Source organism: Rothia sp. HMSC058E10 (assembly GCF_001809415.1).
Classification (GTDB): Bacteria; Actinomycetota; Actinomycetes; order Actinomycetales; family Micrococcaceae; genus Rothia; species Rothia dentocariosa.
Window position 1 is genome coordinate 890 of the sequence record NZ_KV797613.1, and the last position, 25,415, is coordinate 26,304.

At 52.9% G+C, this 25,415-nt stretch carries 19 protein-coding genes; 9 read left to right on the forward strand and 10 right to left on the reverse strand.

What is annotated here, in order from left to right; all coding sequences use genetic code 11:
- From HMPREF2609_RS02205 to HMPREF2609_RS02225, 6 genes are all read left to right on the forward strand, one after another.
- The coding region (locus HMPREF2609_RS02205) for a hypothetical protein (RefSeq protein ID WP_070534822.1) at positions 1–540 on the forward strand (540 nt) is incomplete at its 5' end.
- 22 nt (positions 541–562) lie between these two features.
- Positions 563–730, forward strand: a complete 168-nt coding sequence (locus tag HMPREF2609_RS10880; RefSeq protein ID WP_168162146.1) for a hypothetical protein — start codon at positions 563–565, stop codon at positions 728–730.
- A gap of 27 nt (positions 731–757) precedes the next feature.
- Positions 758–2,077 carry a hypothetical protein gene (locus tag HMPREF2609_RS02210; protein ID WP_070534824.1) on the forward strand — a complete coding sequence of 440 codons (1,320 nt, stop codon included), beginning with the start codon at positions 758–760 and terminating at the stop codon, positions 2,075–2,077.
- Between the two features lie 106 nt (positions 2,078–2,183).
- Positions 2,184–2,513, forward strand: coding sequence for a hypothetical protein (locus HMPREF2609_RS02215; protein ID WP_070534826.1), 330 nt, complete (start codon positions 2,184–2,186; stop codon positions 2,511–2,513).
- 36 nt (positions 2,514–2,549) lie between these two features.
- A complete protein-coding gene (locus tag HMPREF2609_RS02220; RefSeq protein WP_070534828.1) occupies positions 2,550–3,782 on the forward strand; it encodes a hypothetical protein in 1,233 nt (410 codons plus the stop codon).
- Positions 3,783–3,992: 210 nt separating this feature from the next.
- Positions 3,993–4,532 carry an FAD synthase family protein gene (locus tag HMPREF2609_RS02225; protein ID WP_070534831.1) on the forward strand — a complete coding sequence of 180 codons (540 nt, stop codon included), beginning with the start codon at positions 3,993–3,995 and terminating at the stop codon, positions 4,530–4,532.
- Positions 4,533–4,656: 124 nt separating this feature from the next.
- Here HMPREF2609_RS02225 and HMPREF2609_RS02230 read toward each other — a convergent pair whose 3' ends face one another.
- The 9 genes from HMPREF2609_RS02230 to HMPREF2609_RS02275 all read right to left on the reverse strand — a co-directional run bounded on the left by HMPREF2609_RS02230 (position 4,657) and on the right by HMPREF2609_RS02275 (position 18,327).
- Positions 4,657–5,160, reverse strand: coding sequence for a DUF2505 domain-containing protein (locus HMPREF2609_RS02230; protein WP_004006161.1), 504 nt, complete (start codon positions 5,158–5,160; stop codon positions 4,657–4,659).
- A gap of 237 nt (positions 5,161–5,397) precedes the next feature.
- Complete coding sequence (locus tag HMPREF2609_RS02235) at positions 5,398–6,108, reverse strand: glycosyltransferase (protein WP_070534833.1); 711 nt, start codon at positions 6,106–6,108, stop codon at positions 5,398–5,400.
- Between the two features lie 276 nt (positions 6,109–6,384).
- Positions 6,385–6,858: a PssD/Cps14F family polysaccharide biosynthesis glycosyltransferase gene (pssD, locus tag HMPREF2609_RS02240; protein WP_070534835.1), complete on the reverse strand. Its 474-nt coding sequence runs from the start codon at positions 6,856–6,858 to the stop codon at positions 6,385–6,387.
- A gap of 3 nt (positions 6,859–6,861) precedes the next feature.
- Positions 6,862–10,500 (reverse strand): oligosaccharide flippase family protein, encoded by a 3,639-nt coding sequence (locus HMPREF2609_RS10500; RefSeq protein ID WP_053088935.1) that lies wholly within the window; start codon positions 10,498–10,500, stop codon positions 6,862–6,864.
- Entirely contained in the window at positions 10,500–11,813 is a 1,314-nt protein-coding gene (locus tag HMPREF2609_RS02255) for an O-antigen ligase family protein (RefSeq protein WP_048753460.1), read from the reverse strand. Before HMPREF2609_RS02255 ends, HMPREF2609_RS10500 begins: the two co-directional genes overlap by 1 nt.
- Positions 11,813–12,745 (reverse strand): glycosyltransferase family 2 protein, encoded by a 933-nt coding sequence (locus HMPREF2609_RS02260; RefSeq protein WP_070534837.1) that lies wholly within the window; start codon positions 12,743–12,745, stop codon positions 11,813–11,815. The genes HMPREF2609_RS02255 and HMPREF2609_RS02260 overlap by 1 nt, the downstream gene beginning before the upstream one ends.
- Positions 12,746–12,747: 2 nt before the next feature.
- Positions 12,748–13,542, reverse strand: a complete 795-nt coding sequence (locus tag HMPREF2609_RS02265) for a CDP-alcohol phosphatidyltransferase family protein (protein ID WP_070534839.1) — start codon at positions 13,540–13,542, stop codon at positions 12,748–12,750.
- Between the two features lie 300 nt (positions 13,543–13,842).
- Entirely contained in the window at positions 13,843–17,505 is a 3,663-nt protein-coding gene (locus tag HMPREF2609_RS02270) for a fibrinogen-like YCDxxxxGGGW domain-containing protein (protein ID WP_070534842.1), read from the reverse strand.
- 117 nt (positions 17,506–17,622) lie between these two features.
- Positions 17,623–18,327, reverse strand: a complete 705-nt coding sequence (locus tag HMPREF2609_RS02275) for an IMS domain-containing protein (protein WP_152901578.1) — start codon at positions 18,325–18,327, stop codon at positions 17,623–17,625.
- A gap of 997 nt (positions 18,328–19,324) precedes the next feature.
- Here HMPREF2609_RS02275 and mfd point away from each other — a divergent pair.
- The gene (gene mfd, locus HMPREF2609_RS02280; protein ID WP_210391445.1) at positions 19,325–23,014 is read left to right on the forward strand and encodes a transcription-repair coupling factor; all 3,690 of its coding nucleotides are present in this window, start codon (positions 19,325–19,327) and stop codon (positions 23,012–23,014) included.
- A complete protein-coding gene (locus tag HMPREF2609_RS02285; protein ID WP_246824132.1) occupies positions 23,014–23,292 on the forward strand; it encodes an amino acid transporter in 279 nt (92 codons plus the stop codon). The genes mfd and HMPREF2609_RS02285 overlap by 1 nt, the downstream gene beginning before the upstream one ends.
- Positions 23,293–23,386: 94 nt before the next feature.
- On the opposite strand, the gene HMPREF2609_RS02290 is transcribed toward HMPREF2609_RS02285, so the two are convergent.
- Positions 23,387–23,635: a hypothetical protein gene (locus tag HMPREF2609_RS02290; RefSeq protein ID WP_013398676.1), complete on the reverse strand. Its 249-nt coding sequence runs from the start codon at positions 23,633–23,635 to the stop codon at positions 23,387–23,389.
- 352 nt (positions 23,636–23,987) lie between these two features.
- Between HMPREF2609_RS02290 and HMPREF2609_RS02295 the strand changes: the two genes are divergently transcribed.
- Complete coding sequence (locus tag HMPREF2609_RS02295; RefSeq protein WP_070534846.1) at positions 23,988–25,397, forward strand: NAD(P)H-quinone dehydrogenase; 1,410 nt, start codon at positions 23,988–23,990, stop codon at positions 25,395–25,397.
- The last annotated feature ends 18 nt before the right edge of the window (positions 25,398–25,415 follow it).

Below are 25,415 nucleotides of genomic sequence, written 5' to 3' on the forward strand. Positions count from 1 at the left end.
TTGCGGCAGGCTGGGTGGAAGATTATTGAGTTCTCCAGTGAAAAGTTATTGGAGTCTTCGGGGTCTGCGGAGGCTGCTGTGATGGTTTTTGAGGCTATTGAGTTTCCGTATGAGGTTCCTCGGTTGCCGGATGATTGGATTCATGAGTATCTTGAGGATTTGCATTGGTTGGATTTGAGTCAGGGGTTCTTTTTTGTTTTGAAGAATTATGATGCGCTATTCCAGAGTCCTCATGATCCTCATTATTATATGGCGAAGTGGGCTGCACAGCTGTTGCAGACTGTGGATACTGAGTTGAGGTACCGGTATTCGGAGGATGAGGATGGGGAGTATGATCCTGCGAATATCCTTTATGGTATGGAGGTGTCTCTAGAGCATCTTGATCAGGTGTTGGAGTTTTTTGAGGGTCGGGCGGTTGTGGTGCCTGATTTCGATGAAGAGGATCCTGGGGCTGAGCATCCTTTGTATGTTAAAAATAAGGAAGATACTATTAGGAGTTGGCGGGGTATAACAATTGACCCAGCAGATACTGAGGGTTAGTTGTATCTTCTGAATAGACGATATGACGAATCGTGCAGATCTTCAAATTACCAAAGATGGTAAACGGTACTATGTTGAATGGGATCGTACTACTTCGGGACGTGAAATTGAGCATGCAGAACGCATTGCAGCCAATGATCCTAACCATGGCGGTATTGAGCTACGTATTGTTGATTCGTATAAAAAATAGCTAGTGTACGGAAAGGTGTGAATTGTCATGACTGAAAATACTGATCGGTACAGGCTTGTAGATGGAAAATATGAGCCTGTGACTTATGACTTAGCATTTTTTAAGGAAAATTACCAATATGTAGCTGAATGCTATAAAAATTGGGTATCGAATATCGAAATTCCTAAGACCTTAAAATGTAAAAAAGTTCATATTTTAGGAAATAATATATTTGAGTCTTTATTGCCTTTGCAATTTGCTGAGACTAAGATTATTTTTGTCCAATGTAAGAACGGGTGGACTGTCATGTTAAGGAATAGTCCAAAAATGCAAGACTATACAACTATTATGTGGAATATGGAGAAAAAATATTTTCTTGATGGTGTTCTAATAAGGTATATTCCCAATATTTATCCACCGAAGAATTATAAAGATCTTGATAGCTATAGGGAATCATATGGAGATATATTTTTTGGTTATTATAATGGATCTGGAGAAAAACTGTGCGGTAAGACCGGGCGTCGTATCATACATTTAAGTCGGCAAGGGCTTCGGAAATGGTATTTTCAGGCGGCAGGTCAACCACCTTTCAGTTTTGAGGATATGAATGTCTATGAGAAACGGAAAGTAACTGACCGTTTTTCTCCAGGGCTAATGTTACAGTATGCACAGCATTTAGGGATTGACCCGTATAATCCAAGTTTCTACACTGGTCCTGCACTTGTATGTGATGTAGAAGCGTCTTGGCATCATGATGATCCAAAATTCTTAAAACCTTTAACTTTTGCCCAGGCTCGCAAAGAATATAAACTTGATCATCTTTACGATAGCTATGGTGATGATGAAGACTCATCGAAACCACATCTTGATGATATCCAGAAGAATGAATCTAAAAAATCTGATGAATTCGAGCCTTTAGATGAATATCAGGCTGATTCTCTACGTCTGAGTGAGCTACAGGCATTGTTGCCATTACCGGTTGAACAAGTTAGCGTGGGAGATTTGAATTTCTCTTTCACGGGTAATAAAGATAATTCTTCCTTTAAGCTCTATGTGGATTGTGACTGGCGTATCGCTCCAGCACTAGAGAAAAATCGCCTAGAGGAGTTTCCGAAGAATCAGCAAGAGCCTATTAAAGCTCTCCAAGGCGGCATGATAGTTGCCGTTGAAGCGGATACACCAGATGCCTATGATCCGCTTATTACCGTTCGCGATATTCATGGTGAGGACTGGGTAATTCACATCCTGAGCGAAGATGAAAATGCTCCGTGGGGTGTCATGCAAAATCGGGAACAGATTATCGAAGGCCCCAGTTGGCAGGCTCACGAAGCATGGAAAGAAGCACGCTGTCAGGAGACCGAGAGGTAAAAGCCTACACATTGGTGACGAAAACTCGTACACCTGCAAACTCCGTCCGGTACTATCGCTAATGTAGATCATTACATCCTCTGCCCCATGATGAAGGAATAAATACATGGCACTCATAAGCCCCGTTACAAGCCAGAACGATGACTTACAGCGCATCATCGAGCAATTACATTATCAGGGCGCTGAGGATATTCTTGTTAATGCCCCTCAGCAGAGTGCTTACGGCTACCAAGTAGGGTATAACCATCCCGAGTTGCAGTACACGCTTGATGGTAAACGGTACTATGTTCTCTGGCTGACTGAAGAGAGTAAGCTCGCGCAGTATAAGGCACAGCGTATAGCTGCTAATGACCCAGAACATGGAGGGATAGAAATACGTACTGTGCGGGAATACGATGATCCCGCGACGAAGACCTTTACCCGTTCCGCATCCTAAATTCTTACGTAGCGATAACCGACAGAATAGAGTGTTATGAATCCCCACTACACGTTAGCTAACGGTGCATATGAGCCCACTACCTACGAACTTGGCTATATTTATGCGGATCTGCAGGATATCGCCCAGGCATATATCGACTGGCAGCAAAAGCTGGGCTATCGCATGCAGTATGAGGTTGTTGAATCGGGCGGTTTAGCTGCGGCGATGTCGTACCTTGAGCCGCTGCGTCGTATCAGTGATGCTGTTGTGTTTACTGAGTGCGAAAATTATTGGGTTTCGGTTTTGACAAATCGTGTGCCGAGTAACGATGTAAATTCTATTGTGCACACAACCTCTCGACTATTGAATACTACCGGTGTGCTGATCTCAAATGTTCCGAATCGGTACCCTATAGCTTCTCATGCTGATTCTCGGGTGAATGTGCGGGGTCGTCGCCGGTTTGAGGTTCTTTTTCAGCCTGATAATCCCGGCGATATTCACACGGAACGGGCTCGACGATGTGTTGAGGTTAAACGTGAGATGGGTTCTCGGTGGCGTTTCGTTCATGAGGGGCTCCCAATTAACTTTGAGCAGGAAGAAGCATATAAGGTTGCGCGTATTCCTGACCGCCTTAGTGAGGATATGCTGATTGATTATGCGCACGCTATGCGAATTAACCCGTATGATGAGAACTTCTACACGGGTCGTAGCGTGGCGGTGTATCGGTACAAACCAGAGTTTGAGGTAGAAGAGAATAAGAAATTTATTGTGCCTCATAGTTTTGCCGAGGCACGCCACTATTTTGGGTATGTTCCTTCTGATGGCACAGCCCCGTTGGAACCATCGGATGAGACACCTGCCGGGTGGGATACCCGTTCAGTACTTGAACGTATGCGTTCACACCTCCCGTTAACCATTGATGCAGTTGAGATCATGGGCGAGAACGCCTGCGCAGTTTTATCTGGGAAGGATTGGGCACTTCAAGTTAACTGTAGCGGTGTTCTTACTGCGGCAGAGGGCTCTGTTCCCAAGGAGCCCCAGGATAATCATTTTCCGGATAGTCTGGGGCAAGTTCAGGGAACGGTAATCACTGAGGTTTCCGGTTCAGAAGACGGGTATAACCCCGTGATAACACTGCGTGCTTCTGATGGTTCCCCGTGGACTTTAACCCTGCAAGCGGGTGCGGTGAACGATCCATGGGAGCTATTTGCTCATGGCGAGCGTATTGCTGGCTTTTCGTGGCAGGATCACCAGGCTTGGCAAGCAGGAGATCTCACCGAAGGGTAGCTCATATAGAAGGTGACTTCTCGACATAGCCATCGGGATGTCACCTTTTTGCCGTCCCTATCATGTTCCTGCGGTTATCCAGACGGAAGCTGAACGGCGTTCCGGCTGGTAAACTGATGGTGCTATACGTGCGGTATAAAACCGCGCAGTCACCGTGTGAATGTGCCCCAGGCGTCTGCCGTAAGCACGTACCCTAAGAGAGGGTTTCTTATGATTATTGGATACGCCGCTGGCGCCTACGACCTGTTCCATTACGGGCACCTCGAAATCCTGCGCAAGGCGAAGGAAAACTGCGACTACCTTATCGCCGGTGTCGTGCACGACGACGTTCTTGAACAGACCAAGGGGCGCCGCCCCGTCATCCCCATTGATGAACGTGCCGCAATCGTCAGCCATATCGACTATGTGGACGAAGTCTACATCGAAACCACCCCCGATAAGATCGAAACATGGCACCAGAAGCCCTTCAACGTCTTCTTCAAAGGCGACGACTGGAAGGGGACTCCTCAGGGCCTCGCCCTCGAAAAACGCTTCGCAGAGGTCGGTGTGAGTGTCCACTACTTCCCCTATACGGAGCACACCTCAAGTACCAAGCTCCGCAAAGTTGTTGATCTGTTAGAAGCTGAGCACGACTTGCGTGTTGAGATGCGCCGCTTCGCCGAACTTCTTGGTGACCGTGCCTATCATGAGGCGGTAGTCGCCGCTAAAGCAGAGGCCCCCGTGGGAGCGGCAGAAGCCGAAGCATCCTAAAGCCCCATCGGTCGTTAGTATTCAGTACCCAACATAAAAAGGCTCTTTATGTGAGTGAAGCGGGTTTTTCGCCGCTTCATTCACATAAAGAGCCTTTTTAGCAGGTAGACTAGCAGACCAGTAATTAACCCTGCTGAGCGGTCCACTTCTCAGCCGAGGTACCAAGAACCTTGAGCACGCGACCAACCTGAGGTTCGGCAGCGGCAGCAATCTTCTTGCCCACCAGCGGAATCGAGCAGGAGACCTCACCATTGACGTCCACACGTGCCTGGCTGTCGCTCACAGGAGTGAGGGTCTGGGTAGCCTGCGCGCTTACAGGCATACCGCTAACCTTAACCTCGGTGTTCACGGTGCGGGTGCCGTCGGCAGCGGGTGCGCTCACCTTATCGGTCTGGGTCATACCCACACCGTTAGAGACGAACTTCTTCGCAATATCCGGCACGCGGTCTGCGGGGATGGTGCGCTCTGTGGTGATGGTGTACTCACCGGCGGGGTCACCGTCAAGGTTGAAGCTGACGAAATTAACACCAACCTCGTTGCATACAAAGCGTGCGAAATCTTCGCTGGCGTATGCTGCAGCGATCTGCTCAACTGATACGTTGACGTCGTTGGACTCTTGAACTGCCATATTTTATCTTTTCCTTCCATGGCGCGTGCGAAGCCCCGGGTATCCTATCCGGAAGATAAGCGCTCCGAGGCTTTCGTACCTAACAGGTAACAGCCTTCGTGGCTGCACAACTTGAGTGGAGCACCCGCGCATATGTGCGGTCTTCTGCCTCATATAGCGGCGGATGCTCCGGTGTAGCCTTACGTCTGAAAACTCGGCGGATACATGTGCACTATATCGCCGATAGCTACTTAGATTCTACTCGCTGGGTGTAATAGCGTTAATTCGAGCCATTTCTTGTTTACCCGCAGCGTGGGCACGTGCTGCCTGCTTGAAACGGGCTATGTATCCCTCAGCACGGCGAGTCTTCCCCGAAAGCAGGTTATCGAGCCCCTGCGCCAGCTGTTCCGCTGCGATACTTGGGTTCGCCACATAGGGCTTTGCCGCATGAAAAAGTGAGGGATTTTCAAAGGCTAGAGTAAGCTTGTCGAACAGGTCTGCGCGGCTCTCAACGATAACGGCGCCGCCTTGCTTCTCCATCATGGTAACGAAAGGGACCTGGTGGTTATCGACAACTTCATCAAACTCAACGCGGCGCGGTACAACGAGGGGGATAGCGCCGGTGGCACGCGCATCTTGAATAGACCCCGGGCCACCCTGAACCAGTACAACCTGCGCCTTGGCATATAGGCGTTTGAGGGTGCCTGCGGGCAGAAGTTTAACGTTATCTGCCCCTTCAATGGGGGAGGTATGGCCGTGCTGAATGAGGCACCGTATCTGAGGGTTCTCCGCCAAATAAGCCTTGACCCACCGTAGCAGCCGATCAAAGGTGTGATAGTCGGTTCCGAGAGAAACCACAAGATCATAAGTATCCGCCGGAAGACGTGAGGGAGCCTGGGCGAGAGTGAAGCTCGCCGGATCGAGAATAATGCTATGCCCCGCAGTATGGGGCACGTTCTGAATAGACATATATGTCTGATCCTAACTCTAATCGGTGAGTGCGGAATCGGTCAGCCTAAAGAGTGGAAGTAGGCCAGCTAACCCCGAGTGGTTGGTAAATCGGAAGAGTTTCTGCGATTGACTCCGGTGGTTAGTCGAAGGTAATGCTCGCCCGCAGATGTTGTTATCAGTTTGTTATGTATTAAGTATATACGCGCAGACGCAGGATTAAAGTAAAACTTCACGGTCATGAAAGCGGTGAAAATTATTAATCCCACGCCCGCGCATATAATGCGGTGCTGCGCCCTAGAAAATCGGGTGCAGAATCGTCGAATCCGGAAAATTCTTCTGCTGTTCCTCATTCTGAACGTTAAAGCTATCGGCCAGAATATAGAGCATTTTTCCCGTCATCGTCGGCAGTGTTGGGCGGTCATAACACTCAATGTACATGGTCTTGACCCGAAACAGCTTCGCCGCTACGAAGAACGGAACCGCAACCCCAGCCCCCGCAGAAACTACGGCCTGCGGTTTCTCCTGAGGAATAACCTTCAGAGCCAAGAAGAAATTCCGAATAGCGTTCTTAATATTGCGGGTCGTAGGGTAGTAGGCCCAATGTACACGCTCGTTCTCAAGCGCCGCCTGAACATCGGGCTGTTTGAAACTCACCCACACTCGCTCGTAGTTTTCCCATGCAGAAGCGGTCTCGGTCAGATGCTTCAAATGCCCGCCGCTGCTAGAGACGAGAAGTAACTTTGCGGACTTATCCAACGAGTTAGCCATCGTTTATCCCTCTTTCTGCGGTTCCATAAATACTGCGATGCTCACGGTATTTTCAAGAGTCTGCAGGTACGAGAAGAGCTCGCGCAGCTTTGCCCGGTTAGTATCTTTGTTCACCGGAATCAGGCACAAACGAGTGGCATTGCTGAAGCGCACAACCTGCGGAAGCGTAGCGGAGTTCCCCAAATCAACCACAACGGGAATGGAATTACCTGCAACATACTTCTCGGGGTTCTGCAGCGAGTGACTGTCTTTGAGCGACTTGTAGTCGATAAAACGCACCTGATCGCTTGGCAGCGCGGTGTAGAGAGCCTGGTACATACGGTAAGCGAGTTTGCCGGATGCAGAACTGAGGGTAATACCGGCATAACCGGCTTTCTTGAGGTCACCATCCGTAGCGCCTACACGGTGCAGCAGCAAAAGCGCTCCTTCGGTGTCGTTCGGCTTGAGCTCATGCGAATCGATACCCATTTCCTTGAGACGACCAGCGTAACCTAAGGTACGCATCGAACGGTCATAAATGTATGCCGCAGCAATACCCACCAGCAGACCGAAGGCACCGCCAACGACCATCAGAACCATGGGGGAGAGACCCTTCTGGCTCTTTGGAACCTGAGCCGAGGATACAACACGACCGCCCTCCTGAGAAATCAGCTCAAGCTGAGAAAGGCGTTCACGAAGCTGAGTAAGTTCGGAAGCTGGGATGGTATTGCTATTTTGTGCTTCGTCAATCTTCTCATTGAGCTTCTTGCGCCGGTTCTCCACATTAGCCTTGAGGCCTTCACTGCGCACCTCCAGATAGGCTTCAGCCACGGCATTTGCGTAGTCAGCCGCTTGCTGGGCGTTAGGCAGAGTCACCTCAATATCCAAAACGGCCGACTGCGAAGTACCCGTTACCTTTGTGGCAGCCATGAGCTTATCAACGTCCATCGCCTGGTAGTTGGGGCCCTCTTGGTTAGCCTGAGCCTTGGTAATGGCACGCCCGGCAACCTGGCGGGAACTTGCCGCACGGGACTCGGTGTTAATATCGACCTTCAAGGAGTTCGCGCTGCCGGTTCCAGAAAGGTCGTTCACGAGCGGATAAACCACCACAGTTGATTTCGCGGCGTATGATGCAGGCGAAATCACACCGTAGGTTCCCGCAAGAATCGCCATCACCACGATCGGAATAAGAACAATGAGCTTATGGCGCCATACTCGCTGAACCTGCTCAAGCAAAGATGCCGAAGGCTGTTTCTCGGAAGTGCTCGAATTTTCCATGGTGTTCTCTTTCTGAACGATAATCCTGGGTCGTTCGTGGTTCGTGATCGGTGTTGTGTTGTGAGAGTCCGTCGTATCTTCGGAAGACTTCGCCGGGGCTTCGGCGTCTGTGCTTTCCGTTGGTGTCGCCTGAGTCTTAGCGGCGGGCTGCGCGGGTATCATGCCCGTGGGCGTATCCGGGGCACCATTCGCGGTAGCCTGTGCAATCGCAGGAAGCCTCGGCTTCTTCACGGCTTGCACGGGTCGAGCTGGCTCGGAAGATTTATCGGCTTCAGGCTGTGCAGAATCCTGCGGCAGAGCATTTCTGAGGGTACCAACCGCAGAATCGGGTGAACCCGGCTCATCACCAGCCGCCGCACCCAGGAATATTGGTACGGTTGGCGATTTTTCGATATGCGGTGTTTTCCCCGTCTGGGGGTTGCTGTGATCCTGCGACGATGCGTTAGCCTGCGGCGCAGACTCTTGTTCTCTCCCCATGTGCGGAGTTTGTCCCTTCTCGTGAAGTTGTTCGTGGTGAACCGCCGTTCCCTCGGCGGGAGGTGTAGCTGACAGATGTGTCTCAGCTGCGGTATGTTGCTGAGATTGCGCATCCGAAGACTGCGCCGGTGGTGTTTTTGAAAGCGCCGCAGTAACGGCGGAAGCAATGCTGGAAGAGCGCTGAGGATGCTGCGGGGAAACCCCGACGAGCTGAACCATCGTTGCTCCGTGGGCAAGCGCATCATTCAAGCGCTGTGCATCGGCACCGGAATCGGTGTACTGCGGGAACGCTTCACGTCGCCCCTGAGCAATAGCGGCACGCACCGCCGAAAACTTGCTGGGGGAGCGAACGATCGCCATCACCGTGGTAGGCGCGTTTTCCGGGGTCTGGGCTGCAACAACTTCTTCCGCAGTTGCGGGCTTCTTGCGTGCCGAGAGGAAACGTTCAACGCCCAACGGCTTGCGGAAGCGCTTCAGCAGGTAACCGTAGCTTGGAACCAGAAGAACCAGGTACAGCACCAGAGCTACTAGGCTTTGCCCCAGAATCGCGAGCGGAATAAGGGCGCATACAGTCGGTACCACACCGCCAAGGATGAGCGCCGGAGCCATTTCCTTGACAGTAGCGCGAATACCCACCAGCTTGAAAACCTGGTAGCTTGCCAAGAACGTATCAATCAGCAGTGCCGCCGCCCAAGCGGTGACGGCACCATAGAGCCCCCATAACGGAACCAAGGTAAGGTTCAAGATAATCGCCAGAACCAGAGCGGAGAGCTTATTGAGAAGCTGCCAACGGCTTTTACCGCTCATAAGCAGAACCGATTGCACGCCACCCGCACTCATCGCGAGCATCGCCGCCGGGCAGATAACCCAGAGAATACCGGCGCCAGACTCGAAACCTTTACCAAAGAAACGCAGCAAAACCGGGCCGAAGAAAGCAAGTGAAAGGTAGAAAGGCCAGGCTAGGGCGGTGAGCACGCGGGTGGTCGCAAGGAAGATTTCACGGGCACGAACCAAGTTTTGGGTTGCCAGAGCCGCGCTGATCGATGGTCCAGTCACGATGCGCCCGGTGTGTTCGACCATAGTGCCAACACGCACACACCGGTTTACCGCGCCGTAGACACCGCCTGCGGCCGGTCCGAGGAATGCTGCGATAACCAGCACATCAATCCATTCGAGTGCGGTCTCGACAATGGCGGCAACGCCGCGGGCAGATGAGAACATCCAAAAAGAACGCAGCGTTTCTTCCGGGGCGTCCTGGTGCTCGTTCGTGGTGGGCGGCGCGTCCTGGCTCATTTCTTCGGGAAGAGGGCGGTTGAGCAGGTATGCAGTGACCGCCGTGGTGATAATCACCGGAATAGTCCATGCCCACACTAAGCCCATCAGAGAACCCGCAAGAATCACCGCAAGAGCTACACCCGCTAGACGGAGAGTCGGGAGCACTACGTTCTGCAGGAGGGTGAATGTCACTACCTGGTTTAGACCGCGTAATGCTCCGAACCCCACCGTCATGGCGGCGGCAATTATCAGGAACGGAGCGCTCACCCGTAGAGCGGTGGCGTATTCGTCGCTTCCCGGCATGATCAAACTGTACACCAGCGCTGCGAGGGCTACGACAACGGCAAGAAGTACCGAGGGGAAAAGAGCGAAGCGGATAAGCTGGGGGAGCGCAGAGTATCGTCCTAGGGCACGCTGTGCGGACATCGTACGTACAAGTCCGGTATCCGCGCCGAAGACTGAGAGCGAGGTTCCGATCGCAAAGAGTGCCATTAGACGGAAGAATTCACCGGCACCGGCTGCGCCGATTCCGTTTGAGACCACGAGGGTTGTAACGAACGCAATACCGGCACCGTACATCACACAGAGAGAAGCCAGCGAGCCGCTGCGCGCTAAAGAAGCATGACGTGCCATTAAAGCTCCTCTCTGTAATATCGTGCACGAATGCAAGCCATGGCGCTGAGCAGAAGAACGCTGAGCTGTGCCACATCGAAGCTATAGAAAATAATGACAACACAGCTGCAGACCGGAATAGAATGCAACCAGAATCCGGCGGGGGTGCGCACCTTCAACCCTTCACCCAAAATACTGAGAATAAAGAGGGCATATATAGCAAGACCCACAAATCCGAAACAGAACATTAGAGTCCATAGATACCCCTGAGTACCCATCGAAACACCCACGCTCAATTCCATACGGGGAGTTCCATACCCCACAATGGGAGACTCTAAGGACGCTGCCCAGGTTGAGCGGTACAGCGCCGCGCGACCGCCGGTCGAGTCAGAATATTGCTGACGACCCAAAATAGCTGCCACCGTGCCGGAGGCAATTAACGCGGTCACCACCCCGACAACCATCACCCCGGCCGCCGTTACCAGGCCCCAATAGCGACCAATAATCAGGCGAATAATGACGTATGCAGTCGCAAAACCCAGACCAATGAACATACCGCGGTTACTGGTCGCAACGAGCGGCACGACCGATGCTCCGAGGACGATCGCCAAAAAGATGCGCAGAAGCCACGAGCGTGTGCGAGCAAAGAATGCGAACATCACGGGCGTAAGCACGGTAAAGGCAAGACCCCAGCTATTGGCGTAGGGGAAAGGCGCGGCGGGGCGCACGTAGGGTTCGGGCGCTCCCCAGGGGTTTTGAACCTCCGCGAAGGGTGGGAGCATATAGTCTTTCACCAAAGAGTTCGACATGAAACTCTGTGGCACGACGTAGCTCATTGGTGTTTGAACGCGCACTTCCGGGAAGAGCACGCCGCCCCATCCGAGTACGACAACCGTAACCCACAAAGCAGTTAAACTGCCCAAGAGCTGATTGATCGAGATGCTTTCTTTAGCGTTGAAATAGTAGAGCGCATACACGCCCGCGTTGAGAATATTGACGAAGCGCAGCGTCCAGGCGATATAGTCTGTCACATCTTCTAACGAGACGGTACAGACAATCACCCAGAAGATGAACGCAGCCCATATCCAGAGCGAGCGGGGCACTCGCACGCCGCCGCGGATAGTCAAGTAAATGACCATCGTTACCGAAAGCACTAGCGGCACGATCTGAAGCAGCCCCAACGCCCAGAATGCCGGGAACCCGTAGAACAGGGTGAGAAGAGGCCACGCAGGAAGACGTTTACGGGGTGCCTGTGCGGATGCACCGCCCGCCGCGGGTGTAGACGCGAGCTTCCTTGAAGCACCGAGGGTTGGAAGAGCTAGAGCAGTAGACATTACAGACCTCTTCCTGTCTTCTGAACGAGATCAAGAAGCAGCTGAGGTTTCACAATCCCCAGTGCTACCACGTATGCCGCCCAGGCACGTAATTGCTTTTTATCGCGTTTAAGGGCCGAGCGGGCGTAGGAACGAGCAAGATCACGGTGACCGAGCGCCGCATGCACAAAAGCTATCTGCCCGGCAATACGTGCCAGTCCACGCGGGCTACGCTCAAATTCGGGGAATTTTTGCAGTATATAGGTAAGCCCGTCCGCCATAGCCTGCCACTTACCGGCAAAAAATGAGGGACGATCCCACAGCACCAGAATAAGCGGTTTCTGCACTGAAAAAACGTCGCCGTAGCGGGTTGCTCGTAAGAGTAAATCGTAGTCTTCGCCGTAGGAAGCTGGCAGCTCCTCATCGACTAAACCGAGATGGTCGGTCACAAGGTCTTGCCTCGCATAGAGCATAGCGGAAGGATGAATTTCCGTAATGCGTGAGAGCAGAAAGTCATCGAAGGATGCACGCTTAGGCGCCAGCCGCCCAATATCACGCCCACCCGAGCGAACGGTGATACCCGAAGAAACCGCGACCGCCTCCGGGTGAGCATTCCATAGTGCGAGTTGTTCGGTCAGCTTGGTGGGCATCCAATAATCGTCGTCGTCACAGAAGCCAATAATTTCTCCAATGGCGGCAAGAATCCCGCTGTTACGACCACCCGCAAGACCGCCCGTGCGTGTGTTTGCTATCGTAATGAGCTTCCGATTTTCCGGAACCTGCACGTCTTCCAGCAGATCGGGCTCTACCCGGTCATACACCACGACAACCTCGATAAACCCCGCATAATCTTGATCGAGAATAGAGCGTACCGCAGTGCGCAGAGTTTCGGGACGTTTACCGTTAGTTGCGATCACGGCGCTTACGGCGGGAGCTGAAGATTCAAACTTCACGGTTATGCCTCCTGCGAGGGGGACGATGCGGGGGTTGCAAGCGTGACGTATTTACGGTGCATAGACAGCAAAACGGTCGCCGCGTTTGCCAAGAAAAGAAGCGCATAGACGAAGACGAAGATCACGCCAAAACCCCAAAAAATGTAGATCCAGCAGAGCGTACCGGCGTCCATATGCAGATTGATGAAGGAACGGAGGTTACCCCCGGTCGAAGGTGCCGCAGTTTTACGGTTTTTGCGCAGCTGCTCAGCGAGAATCTGACTCATAAAATGTCCGGCGGTGAGTACTGTGAATGCCATGGGCAGTACCCAAAGAATCCAGCCACCGGGAAAACCATCGGCGGTATGTGATACAGAGAAGTATTCGGGAAAACGGATGAAACCTACCAGCGTTGCTAGGTGTACGGTGGGTACTCGCATGGAATCTACTACATGGTCAAGCCATTCTCCTGCTGGTGAGGATGCGCCGGTCACGCGGGCTACCTGCCCGTCCGCCGAATCAAGCCCGTAACCGAGGGCAAACAGAAGCGCAACGATAACGCCTGTCAGGATTGTTGGGGGAGCGGTTAGAAGAACGATAACACCTGCCGCCGAGACAGCAGCGCTGACCGCCGTAACGCCGTTGGGCGTAATACCGAGGGAGACAGCGGCAGCAGCAAAATAGCGTGCAATCCTGCGGTTTACCCATCGGGTGTATGCGGGAACTCCAATACCTGGTTTTTGCGCCTGCTCAAGCGCTCTCAGAGTATCCGAAAAGCCGGGGCGTTTTGCTGTGCTTGGCGTAGTGATGTGACCCATGTGAAGAATCCTAATCGGTGATCAAAGTTTGAGGTGGTGCCGCGGGTGATGACGACGTTTGCTGTTACCTAAGCCCGCCGGAAGACATGCGATCTAAAACCGAGTGTCCGAGCAAAAAGTAAGTCATAAAGATTATAGAAATAAAATGCTCTAAAAAGTAGGACTTTGCCAGGCGCGCCTTATTTTGCTGACTCTTAGTCAAACATTGAAGACGGTATCGCGCTGAAAAACGCCCCCGTAGCCGAATACTAAATCCAGCTACAGGAGCGTTTATGCAGTCCCTACACAGGGGCTAGGTGATTACCAACCGAATCCGTAGTCGTAGAATGCACGACCGAAGAATCCGTGAGCATAACCGAAGCCACCCATGTAACCAAAACCACGGTGATCGTAGTTATAGGCTACGCGTTGGTTACGACGACCGTAGTAGTCACCGTTACCATAGTTGCCGTAGTACTCCGGGTAGTACCAGTACCAGACCTGAGGGCGGTGCTGCTGACCGTTATCCTCCTGATTCTGTACTTCAGGAAGGGGGTTCTGGTGCTGCGCGGTGGAAATAACCTGCATATCGAAGCTGATGTTGTTGCTCCAGTGCGAGTTAGCGTGAACCTCAACGGCGATTGCGTTGCGACCTTCGCGCAGGTACTCAGCAGGAACGTCAACTGAGAACAGCTGAGCGTTCTGGCTTTCCGGACGCTGGGTTGCGGGGGTATTAGCCGAGATACGACCCTGCGGCATGTTCTTACGAGCAACTTCCTTGCCGTTGACATAAACCACAGTACCGTCATCTGCGTAGGTGGTGAGCTTCAGATACTGCTGAGCCTGTTCCTTCGTGAGGGTAACGTCCTTACGGGCGTAGATGCTCATCGGAGTACCAAAGAAGGTATTCACCTCGGTCTCAACGTTCACCGAGCCAGCACCCAGGGGAGCCTTACCGCGAGACCATGCGCCGCCGAGCCATGAACGAGTTTTCCATTCGCTTTCGGCGCGGTCGCTGCCTACACGGTAGACCCATGAAGAACCGCTATCGACGAGTACCTGATCGCCCTGGGGCTTCTGCTCCTGTTTGGGAGCCTCTTGCTTGGGCTGCTCTTGCTTGGGGTTGTCCTGTTTAGGATCTTCCTGCTTGGGCTGCTCCTGCTTCGGGTTCTCCTGCTTCGGGTTCTCCTGCTGCTTAGGCTCGTTCGGTTTCAGATCATCGTTGGGATCAGCGGGCTGAACCTGATCGTCTGTCGCAGGGTTTTCCGGCTGAGGCTGTTCATCCTGTTTAGGATCTTCCTGTTTAGGCTGCTCCTGCTTGGGATCGTCCTGGATGGGGTTCTCCGGCTGAGGATTGACAATATTCTTATTGTCATCCTGCTTGGGATCTTCCTGTTTAGGCTGCTCCTGCTTAGGATCTTCCTGCTTAGGCTGTTCCTGCTTCGGGTTCTCCTGCTTAGGCTGTTCCTGCTTAGGATCTTCCTGCTTAGGCTGCTCTTGCTTAGGATCTTCCTGCTTGGGGTCCTCTTGCTTAGGATCGTCCTGCTTAGGGTTTTCCGGCTGAGGCTGCGGATTCTCCTGCTTGGGGTTCTCCTGCTTAGGTTGCTCAGCCTTCTTGCCAGATACAGCAACCGAAGTAGAAGCAGAGTAGTTACCGTTTGCATCAGCCGCACGCACGAAGTAACGAGCGTTGTCGGTGTGCTTTACCCTGTAGCTGGTGCCGTTCACAGTAGCAATCACGCGATCGTTACGGAGCACATGGTAACGTGCACCCGCCTCGCCAGATGCGCTCCAGTTCAGCTGATCGTTATCACCGGATTGAGTAACAGTCAGGTTACTCGGAGCAGGCGGGGGAGTAACATCGCGTGGTGCGTAGCGTACGAAGCCAACAGATTCCTGCTGTACACCATTTTCACCTAGGGAGCGGTTCAAATCGCCGCCAACCCACAGTACACCATTGGAGTCCACGAAGGATTCCCAGATGCCGTGACCACTCTTACCCTTAAGAGTAGGAGCGAACTCGGGGAGAGTTTTACCGCTGTCCTTATCGAACGCAGCAACCAAACGGATGCTGTCGGTCACGGTAGAACCACGCCATGCGTAGTCGTGGGTGCCGCTGCCCTGGTACAGGAAGTCACCACAGTGGCAGGCGCCGTAGATGTTATTACCGTTGAGATGCAGATCCTGGAAATCACCGCCGTTGCGGGTAATACTAGAGCTCAAACGGGTCATTGGTTCGTTCTTAGTGTACTGAGAAATCATGTGCTCAGTACCGCCAAGCCATACGGAGCTGCCAGCATCCTGAACGTCAAAGTGGAAGCCCCACACCCTTTTCTCGCGGGTTTGTGGATCCGGAAGGTATGAGGGAGTGACCTCCCATGTGCCGACCTTCTTGGCGGAATCGAGGATACGTGCCACACGGAATGCGCGTTGGTCATTCATCTCGGTGAAGTAACCGGCGGCAAATACCTCGGAGTTATCTGCCGATGCACTCATACCATTTACTGTTCCGTTGAAACGCGGGGTCCACGTGCGATCAACCTGGTTGGTGGAGATCTTCACGCGAGCAGCGTTACGGGAGTAAACCTTATTGGGGGTTCCTGAGCTCTTGAGATGGGTAAACGTACCGCCCAAGTACAGGTAATCTCCCTGAGCTTGCAGAGTCTTCACAGAAAGAGCTGAACCGGAAACGTTGTTTTCAACCTGCAGGTTCAGTTCGCGGTCAAGCTGTCCGGTTGCGGGGTCAAGCACCGCAAAACCGGGCACCTTTTCGCCGTTAACCTCGGTGAATTCGCCACCAACGGCCAACTTGTTGTTCGGCAGAGCCTCAAGAGACTTAATCTGACCATTGAACTTCGGCTTGAAGGTCTGTACCAGTTCACCAGTATTGACGTTGAAACCAGCAAGATAAGACTGATCCACATGAGCACCGGCTGCAGACTCCAGGTATGCAAAGTCACCGCCGGTGAAGACAGTGTCGCCTACCTGAGTAATAGCCTGAACGTAGGTGTTCATTTCGTTGACGTTACCGGTTCCGGACTTATCGCTTGTGCGCCACTTCCATGGCATAGAACCGCTCTTGGGCAGTGCGCGGCGGTTACTTGCCGCAGTACCGTTATCGCCAATAGCCTGTGCACCCATGTTCTGCTGGGTCAGCTTCGGGCGCAGGTACACCTGAGTGAAAGCGAAGGGAGTAGCGTTGGAACCGCTCGGGCGGTACAGATATGAGTTGCTTGCGCTCTCATTGCGATTTCCGTTAGCACGAACATCACGGCTGTAGCTAAAACCGAGCTTCCATCCCTGCTCACGCTGCTCATCAAAGTTCAGCACCGAGTAGGTGCCATTTTGCTGAATATGACCCTCAGTCTTGTCGAAGTGGGTACGGTCCCTCTGCATGTACTGGGGGTTATCCGCGCTGACGTCAATATTGGACCAGATATTGTTGCTTCGCAGAGCCCAGGTCCAACGCTCGGTCTGATCACGATGCGCCGTGATGTTCTGCCATTCCGTGCCGTCAGTATTCAGAGCGCGGCGGAAGCGCACGCCATCTTCAAGATCCTGCGGCTTCTGGCCGTTCAGCAGCTCATCAACAGTGGTAGAGGGCAGCTGTACCGGAGTCATCGCGTCGTCACCCTCAGGGCTGGTGTACAGCTTAGATGCAGCACCTCGACCGTGGTAGTTCTCGGTCCAACCGTCACGGCCGCGACCAATCAGAACCCAACCGCCGCCGTTAGTCTCCTGGTCGCAGTAGAACTGCTGTGGAGCCGACATCGAAGGGGTGTACAGCCAGTACTTACCGGATTTTGCATCCTTGTTGACTTGTTTAGCTTCATAGCAGGAAGCGGCTGCCTTGTCGCTGGAGGAGCCGTCGTGAACGACCGCATCCTCAGCAGCGTAGGCTACGGGACCTACCGGGGCTAGCCCGGAAAGTCCAAGCGTCAGGGCAAGCCCTACCGCCGTAGTCGCTTTTCTAGCAAATTTCATGGTTTTATTGCACCTCCGTTGAATGCTGAATACGTATTGAAGGAGTGGAATAAACACGGGCAGACACCGAAGGATAAAACGGCCTTACGATGCCTGTAGGTACGACGTACCATGTGCTTAGCAATCGGGATTGTTAGGGAAGTCGTGTTGGGCTATTTTCCACGTGCCGTCAGATTCGACCAGCGTATATATATTGAGAGACCGTTTGCCTCCGCTCTGGAGTTCCCGACCCGCGCTGTCTTTGGTCTTGACTTGGGAGGAATCCAGACATACCTCGACGAATCGTGCACGCTTGCCCTGGTAGGTTCCTTCGGCAACTTTGGGGCTGCCGACGACCGTGCTGGTGCCCTCGTAATGCCAACCGTTCTGGGCATACTCGGCAGCGGATGCCGCGTATTCTTCGGCGGCGTTGTCTACAGCTACCTTGTTGATGGAGTCCATGGTTGCCTCATCAAGAAACTGCCGGGGTTGACCGGAATCTGATGAAGCAGTATCTGCTGAACCTTCAGGCGCGCTTGGAACAGAAGACATGGTCTGCTCATAGGAGTTTACGAGACCGTTGACTTCTTTAACCTCGGCCGCGTCAGTCGAGACAGTTTTAGCGTCTTTGAGTTGCTCTGCCTGGGGATAATTTTCGTCCTGCGCAGGAACTTCAGCCTGTGCAGATTCAGAGGAAGTAGCAGTCCCAGAAGAAGGGGCGGAAGAAGCGCTAGATGCGCTTGAAGCAGAAGATGACGAGCTTGCTGAAGCTGAGCTGTCAGGGCTCGCAGTCTGTTGATCTGATGACTGAGAGCATGCCGCGAGGGGGACTATCAGAGACAAACTCAGAAGTAAGCCCGTTGCTGCCCGTCGCTGTTTCGGAAGTGAAGAAAACGTACGAAGCACGATCTTTCTCGTTCAGTTGTAAGGTGGTTGGTTATCGGTAAAGTGAAGGCACTTCTGCCAACAATAACGACAACCCACCCTTTGTGTAATTGTAAGTGAGTGAATTGCTATTGCCGACGGGAGTACCCGTTGGTTTTTATTATTTTCCATGGGGCTACACCGCGCCATGAAGGCACAGAACTTTCCGTGGATACCTATAGGCTAGCACAGCGAACGAGAGTTGTGACCGCGGTGAGGTCACAATACTCACGGATAGTCCGAGGGGTGGACAAATACTATAAGAAAACCTAATAAATATTTTATGAACCCTTATCAAAAGAAAGGTGTAAATGGTTGTTTCGATACAAAGTTGATAGTTGTTCTCGTGTATAGAAATTTACTCATAAAATACCTATAAAACTTCTGAGGGGGTTGGGTTTTGGTAACTGAGTCTACTTGAAAGATACTTAAAGCTCTTAAATTTATAAATATGCACTCAATATACGTTCTGAGACTTGGCACATACTTTACCTATCAAATAAAAAATAATAGTATATACCCCCAGAAAACGGGTTCCCTGTGATAACAAGGGAGAAGGGAGGTAGGCAAGCCTTACTATAAATTTCCTAGCCCCAGCCTTAAAACCAGGATTTACAAGGGGATATACCTTAAGGACACTCTCATGAACAGTTAAAAATATGCATTTCGCATGCCATCCTCAAAAATATGAGCAGATAGGAACCGACGAACAATAGATTTTATTGTGAAGGTCCACCCCACCGGCTGTAGTTGAGGAGATAGACAAAAAGCCTGAGCGAGATACCCCTACGGTATAAGATAGACGGGTACCCAAACGCATCAACGTGGCAATATAGAGCGCACGCGTTATTGGGAGGCGCCGCCTTATTGGGAGACGCCGCCTTGAATGCCACCGCATCCGGTAGAAGGAGTATCCGTGAAACTAACTGGACTGAGCCGTCTTCTGACAGAACAGCCCTCCTACCGTCATATTCTTGAAGCCTGCGATGTTCCCGCTGCGGAACGTCCTGTCCAAACCCTGATTGGCGCCGTTGCCGGTGTACAGGCACCCCTTATAGCTGATCTTGCCGTTGCAGTACGGCGCCAGTCCAGAACCGGAAAAACTCCGCTGACGCTCATTATTACACCAACCGAGCGACAGGCTGAGGATACCGCGCATGCCCTGCACTCATATTTGCCCGATCACCATATCGAGAGCTTTCCCGCGTGGGAAACTCTGCCGCATGAACGGCTTTCGCCACGCAGCGATACCGTGGGAAAACGTCTGAATGTTCTGCGCTCTATAACTCATCTTGAAACTCCGACTCCACAGGTTGTTATAGCTCCGGTACGTGCGGTCATTCAGCCCCTCGTGGCTGGTATTGAGAACCTGGAACCGGTAAGCCTAGTACGCGGTGAAGAATACTCTTTCAAAGACGTCATTAAAGGTCTAACAGATGCCGCATACTCGCGTGTAGATCTCGTAGCAAAGCGTGGTGAATATGCGGTTCGAGGCGGTATTATCGACGTCTTTGCACCTACCGCACAGCATCCGGTTCGCTTGGAATTCTTCGGCGACGAACTTGACGAAATACGTTACTTCTCAACGGCAGACCAGCGCACTCTAGGGCAAGAAGCAGACCACCCAACGCACGTTACTTTACTCCCATGCCGTGAGCTTCTTATTACCCCGGAAGTTATGGGACGTGCTGCCCGACTCAAAACGGACTATCCGGCGGCATCAAGCATGCTTGAGAAGATTGCGGGAGGTATCTATGTCGAAGGCATGGAATCTCTAACCCCGCTTCTTGTCGATAAAATGCAGACTCTCGTGTCTCTGCTCCCCGAAGAATCACTCATTATTTCTCTGGAACCTGAGCGGGTGCGTGCCCGTGCCGAAGACCTTGTGGCAACCAATGAGGAGTTTTTAGCGGCCGCTTGGGATGCTTCCGCTGATGCGGGCTCGCGTGCGCCTATAGACTTGGGACAGCTTCGGGTCAGCGACAGCGGGTTCCACACGATTGCCGCGACCCAGCAGGAATCTTTGGACCGTAACCTATCCTGGTGGGAAATCACCGAGCTTGTCGATAGTGTAGATCTTCTCAACAATGCTCCCGACGACGACATCCCAACTATGACGGTCGCGGCACAGGCTCCAGCATCCTTCACCGGCTCGGTAGAACAAATGCTTCACGAGGTTGGTTCGCTGGTTCGTGACGGCTGGACGGTACTGGCGCTTACCAATGGGCGAGGATCCACCGACCGCCTCATCGAACTTTTCCGCGAGAGTATCTCAGGAGAAGATCCAATTCCAGCCATACGTCGGGAAACCCTCGACGGGGGAACGGAAGGCGCTCTACAGCCCGGAGTCGTCGAAGTTTGTGAGACCCCAGCCTCTGCCGGATTTTTAATTCCTGAGGCGCGCCTTGCTGTCTTGACTGAAGGTGAAATTTTGGGCAGGCGCGGCACCTACGCGCCACGTGGCGCGAGCGGCAAAAAACTCAAACCCCGTAAACGACGCAACGCTGTCGATCCCCTGGCGCTAACCCCTGGCGATTATGTCGTTCACGAACGCCACGGTATCGGTAAATTCATTGAAATGGCTTCGCGTCCAGTCGCTGGAGTGTCCTCAAAACATGGGGAAACCCCTTTGAAAGAATACCTGGTGATCGAGTATGCGCCTTCAAAACGCGGGGGAGCCCCTGACCGCCTCTTTGTACCCTCCGATCAGTTGGATCTCATTTCGCACTATGTGGGAAGCGAAACCCCGACCCTCTCTAAAATGGGCGGGAGCGACTGGGCTAAGACAAAGAACCGCGCACGTAAAGCAGTTAAAGAAATCGCCGCTGACTTGGTGAAACTCTACTCGGCGCGGCAAGCTTCGCGCGGTCATGCATTCTCAGAAGATACTCCCTGGCAACGGGAACTTGAGGAATCTTTTCCTTATAATGAGACTCCCGACCAGCTTACCGCTATTCACGAGGTTAAGGCGGATATGGAGAAGGAAATCCCCATGGATCGCCTGATCTCCGGGGACGTCGGCTTTGGTAAAACGGAGGTCGCTATTCGGGCGGCCTTCAAAGCCGTGCAGGATGGTAAACAGGTTGCCGTACTCGTACCCACAACCCTGCTGGCGCAGCAGCATTTTGAGACTTTTACCGAGCGTTTCTCGGGATTCCCCATCAAGATTAAGGTGCTATCGCGCTTCCAAAAGGCTAAAGAAACCCGCGTTATCGTGGAGGATATTGCCTCCGGGAGTATAGATGTGGTGATTGGTACCCACCGCATCCTCTCGGAAAACGTGAAGTTCAAGGATCTTGGACTCGTCGTTATTGATGAGGAACAGCGCTTTGGCGTGGAACATAAGGAAAAGCTCAAGCAGATGCGCACTAACGTGGATGTGCTTGCCATGAGCGCCACCCCGATTCCGCGCACACTTGAAATGTCGCTTACCGGTATTCGGGAGACCTCAACGTTGGCGACCGCGCCGGAAGAGAGGCATCCCGTGCTCACTTTTGTGGGGCCGCGTACCGATGCCCAGATTACTGCCGCTATTCGACGCGAACTTATGCGGGAAGGGCAGGTATTCTTCGTCCATAACAGGGTGGCGAATATTGATACTGTTGCCGCCGAAATCGGTAAGCTCGTGCCGGAGGCGCGCATCGCCACAGCACACGGGCGCATGAGCGAATCCCGGCTTGAGCAGATTATCGTGGACTTCTGGGAACGACGCTTCGATGTTCTGGTGTGTACAACCATCGTGGAAACTGGATTGGATATTTCAAACGCCAACACCCTGATTGTCGATAACGCCCAGAATTACGGGCTGAGTCAGCTGCACCAGCTGCGCGGGCGTGTGGGTCGCGGGCGTGAACGAGCTTATGCCTACTTCCTGTACCCGACGGATAAGAGCCTGGGCGAAGTCGCGCATGAACGCCTCAAAGCTGTAGCTACCCATAACGAGCTGGGTGCAGGTCTGCAGCTGGCGATGAAAGACCTTGAAATTCGCGGCGCCGGTAACCTGCTCGGCGGCGAACAGTCCGGGCATATCGCGGGTGTGGGCTTTGATCTGTATCTGCGTCTCGTGGGAGAAGCCGTGGCAAACTTCCGCGGCGAACAGGAGAATACCGAAGTCGAGGTTAAGGTTGATCTTCCCGTCAACGCCCATATTCCGCATGATTATATTGATGCGGAACGTCTACGCCTGCAGGCATACCGCCAGATAGCCTCCGCAGACACCGATCAGAAGATCGCGGAGGCACGCGAAGAGCTTCATGACCGTTACGGTGCCCTGCCCGAACCCGTAGAGAATCTGCTTCAGGTGGCGGTGCTGCGCCGCGAAGCACGGGAAGCAGGCATCCATGAGATTACTGCGCTGGGGCCGAAACTGCGCGTGGTCAGCGGTGAGCCGCTGCCGGAATCACGGCAGATGCGCCTCAAACGTGTGTATCCTGGCTCAACCCACACCCAGCCGAAGGGTCTGAGCACGTGGCTGACGCTGGTTCCGCGTCCTAAGACTCTGCCGGTCGGTGGCGTGGACCTTATTGACGGTCCTATGTTGGAATGGTGCTCGAAGTTCATTAACTCTATCTACTCGGCAGACCCGAAAGCATTGGAGGAGTCATGATGCCATCGGCACCTACCCCGCGCACCCCGAAAGGCTGGGTGCGACTTCTGCTGAGTATCGTGGGATGGGCGGCGCTAGGCATTGTCACCTTAGGCACGATTGCTTGGGTCTTTTTCGGCACATACGGGTTAACGGTGTACTTCGTTGTAGTGGCGTACCTGCTGATCGCGGTTGCTTGCGGTACACCTGCCCTCTTGTTTTATACAGCCCATCGAGCTAAGGTTCGCAGCGGAGAATTTGGCACGAGCGGACCGGTAAGGTTTGGCAGCAAGGAATAGCGTGGGAGCAACAGATTGCCGGACGGTGTCACATTTCTTATAGACTGTGATACCGTCCGGCAGATAAGAAAAACTATAAAATGGGGTACTTCAGTTACTTTTGTACCTTATTCTGATCCGTAATCTTACGGGTTGTCTTCGAGGGCAGCAGATGGAACACAACACCAAAGAAAATTCCAAACGCAACGAGGGAACCGGCATACAGAACCGGACCGCCTTCGGGGTAGGTGCCCAGCAAGTAGAGGGATAGAAGCAAAAATACGAAGCAGCCGATGAACAACACTGCGTTCTCAAGATGCCTGCCCTGCCCGGAGTAGGCGGGAGGTTTCGTCGTTTTAGCCATAATTTTCCTTCATCTGTAGCGACCTGCATTGGGTCGATGATGTGTGTGCTTCACCCCGGTTTCAGTGCCCTATAAACATTTGTAAACCGAGAAATCCTTTCTCAAGTATAGTGTTTTTACCCGCACGAATGCACACTTATGACGCAGCGCAACTTCAAAATATGGTTCATGACGTTACCCGGCAAATATAAGACTCTCGTAGGCATCAAGATGTATCCGTAGCGTTCTCGACGACTCTGTCGCTCCTGCAGGCATCACGGTACCTACTCGGCACCAAAAATCGGCATTTAATATCCTAGAGACGACGGCGGTTTCGGTTGAGTATTTCAGTGTGATAGCACACAATGAAAGTGTGACTTCAACAGTGAACTATGCATCCCAACGAATCGTGATACTAGGCGCTGGGCCCGGCGGCTATGAGGCCGCGCTTGTGGCAGCATCATCGAATGCTGATGTAACAATCATCGAACGTAATGCTCTAGGCGGCTCCGCAGTCCTAACCGATGTGGTACCTTCGAAAACGCTTATCGCTACTGCAGATATGATGACTCGTTTCTCTGATGCTGGGCGATTGGGGATCGAAAATACCAAGGGCAACGCACCGCAGCTGCAAGTAGATATGAACCGGGTGAATGGCCGTGTTTTGGATCTAGCGCATCAACAATCCGCCGATATTAAACGGGCCCTTGCCTCCGCCGGGGTCAAAATTATCAGTGGCACCGGTAAGCTTACCGGCTCGCACACCGTCGCGGTTACTGATAATACCGGGCTGGAATATGACCTGCATGCAGACTTTATTCTGCTGTCGGTCGGGACGCACCCACGTGAGATGGCGACCGGGCAGCCTGATGGGGAACGGATTCTCACCTGGACGCAGCTCTATAATCTGCGTGAGGTACCTCGCGAACTCATCGTAATCGGTTCGGGTGTTACCGGTGCCGAATTCGCCTCTGCCTATAACGGGCTTGGCTCCCAGGTGACCCTAATTTCTTCGCGAGATCGTGTGCTTCCGGGCGAAGATGAAGACGCCGCGCGTGTGCTGGAAGACGTCTTTGAGCGCCGTGGTGTTCGGGTAATGCCGCGGTCGCGTGCGAGCGCCGTGGAACGCACCGACGACGGTGTGGTGGTGACTCTCTCCGATGGACGCAAGGTTTCCGGCACGCATTGCTTGGTCGCAATTGGTTCTATTCCCAACACTGAAGGACTGGGTCTTGAGGTCGCTGGTGTAGAGACCAACGAGTCGGGATATGTGGTTGTTGATGCTGTTTCACGTACGTCAGTACCGCATATTTACGCTGCTGGAGACTGCACGGGTGTGTACCCGTTGGCTTCCGTAGCCGCTATGCAGGGGCGCATCGCGATGGCGCATCTTTTGGGCGATACGGTGCATCCGCTTCGCACCGACCGAGTGGCAGCGAATATTTTCACCACCCCGGAGATTGCGACCGTGGGTATTAGTGAGAAAGACCTTGCCGCCGGGGTTTACCGAGGCGAGGCTGTCATGCTTCCGTTGACTACGAATCCGCGCGCCAAAATGATGGCGTTCCAAGACGGCTTTGTGAAGATTTTTGCCCGTAAGCACTCCGGTACTGTGATTGGCGGGGTCGTGGTCGGTCCGCGTGCATCCGAACTTATCTATCCTATTGCGCTGGCTATCGAGAAGAAGCTGACGGTGGATGATTTGGCCGCTACCTTTGCTGTATACCCGTCTCTGTCCGAGGCGATTTCTACGGCATCGCGGCAGCTTCACACCCGTGTTTAGTTTTTGCATAGCTCTTGA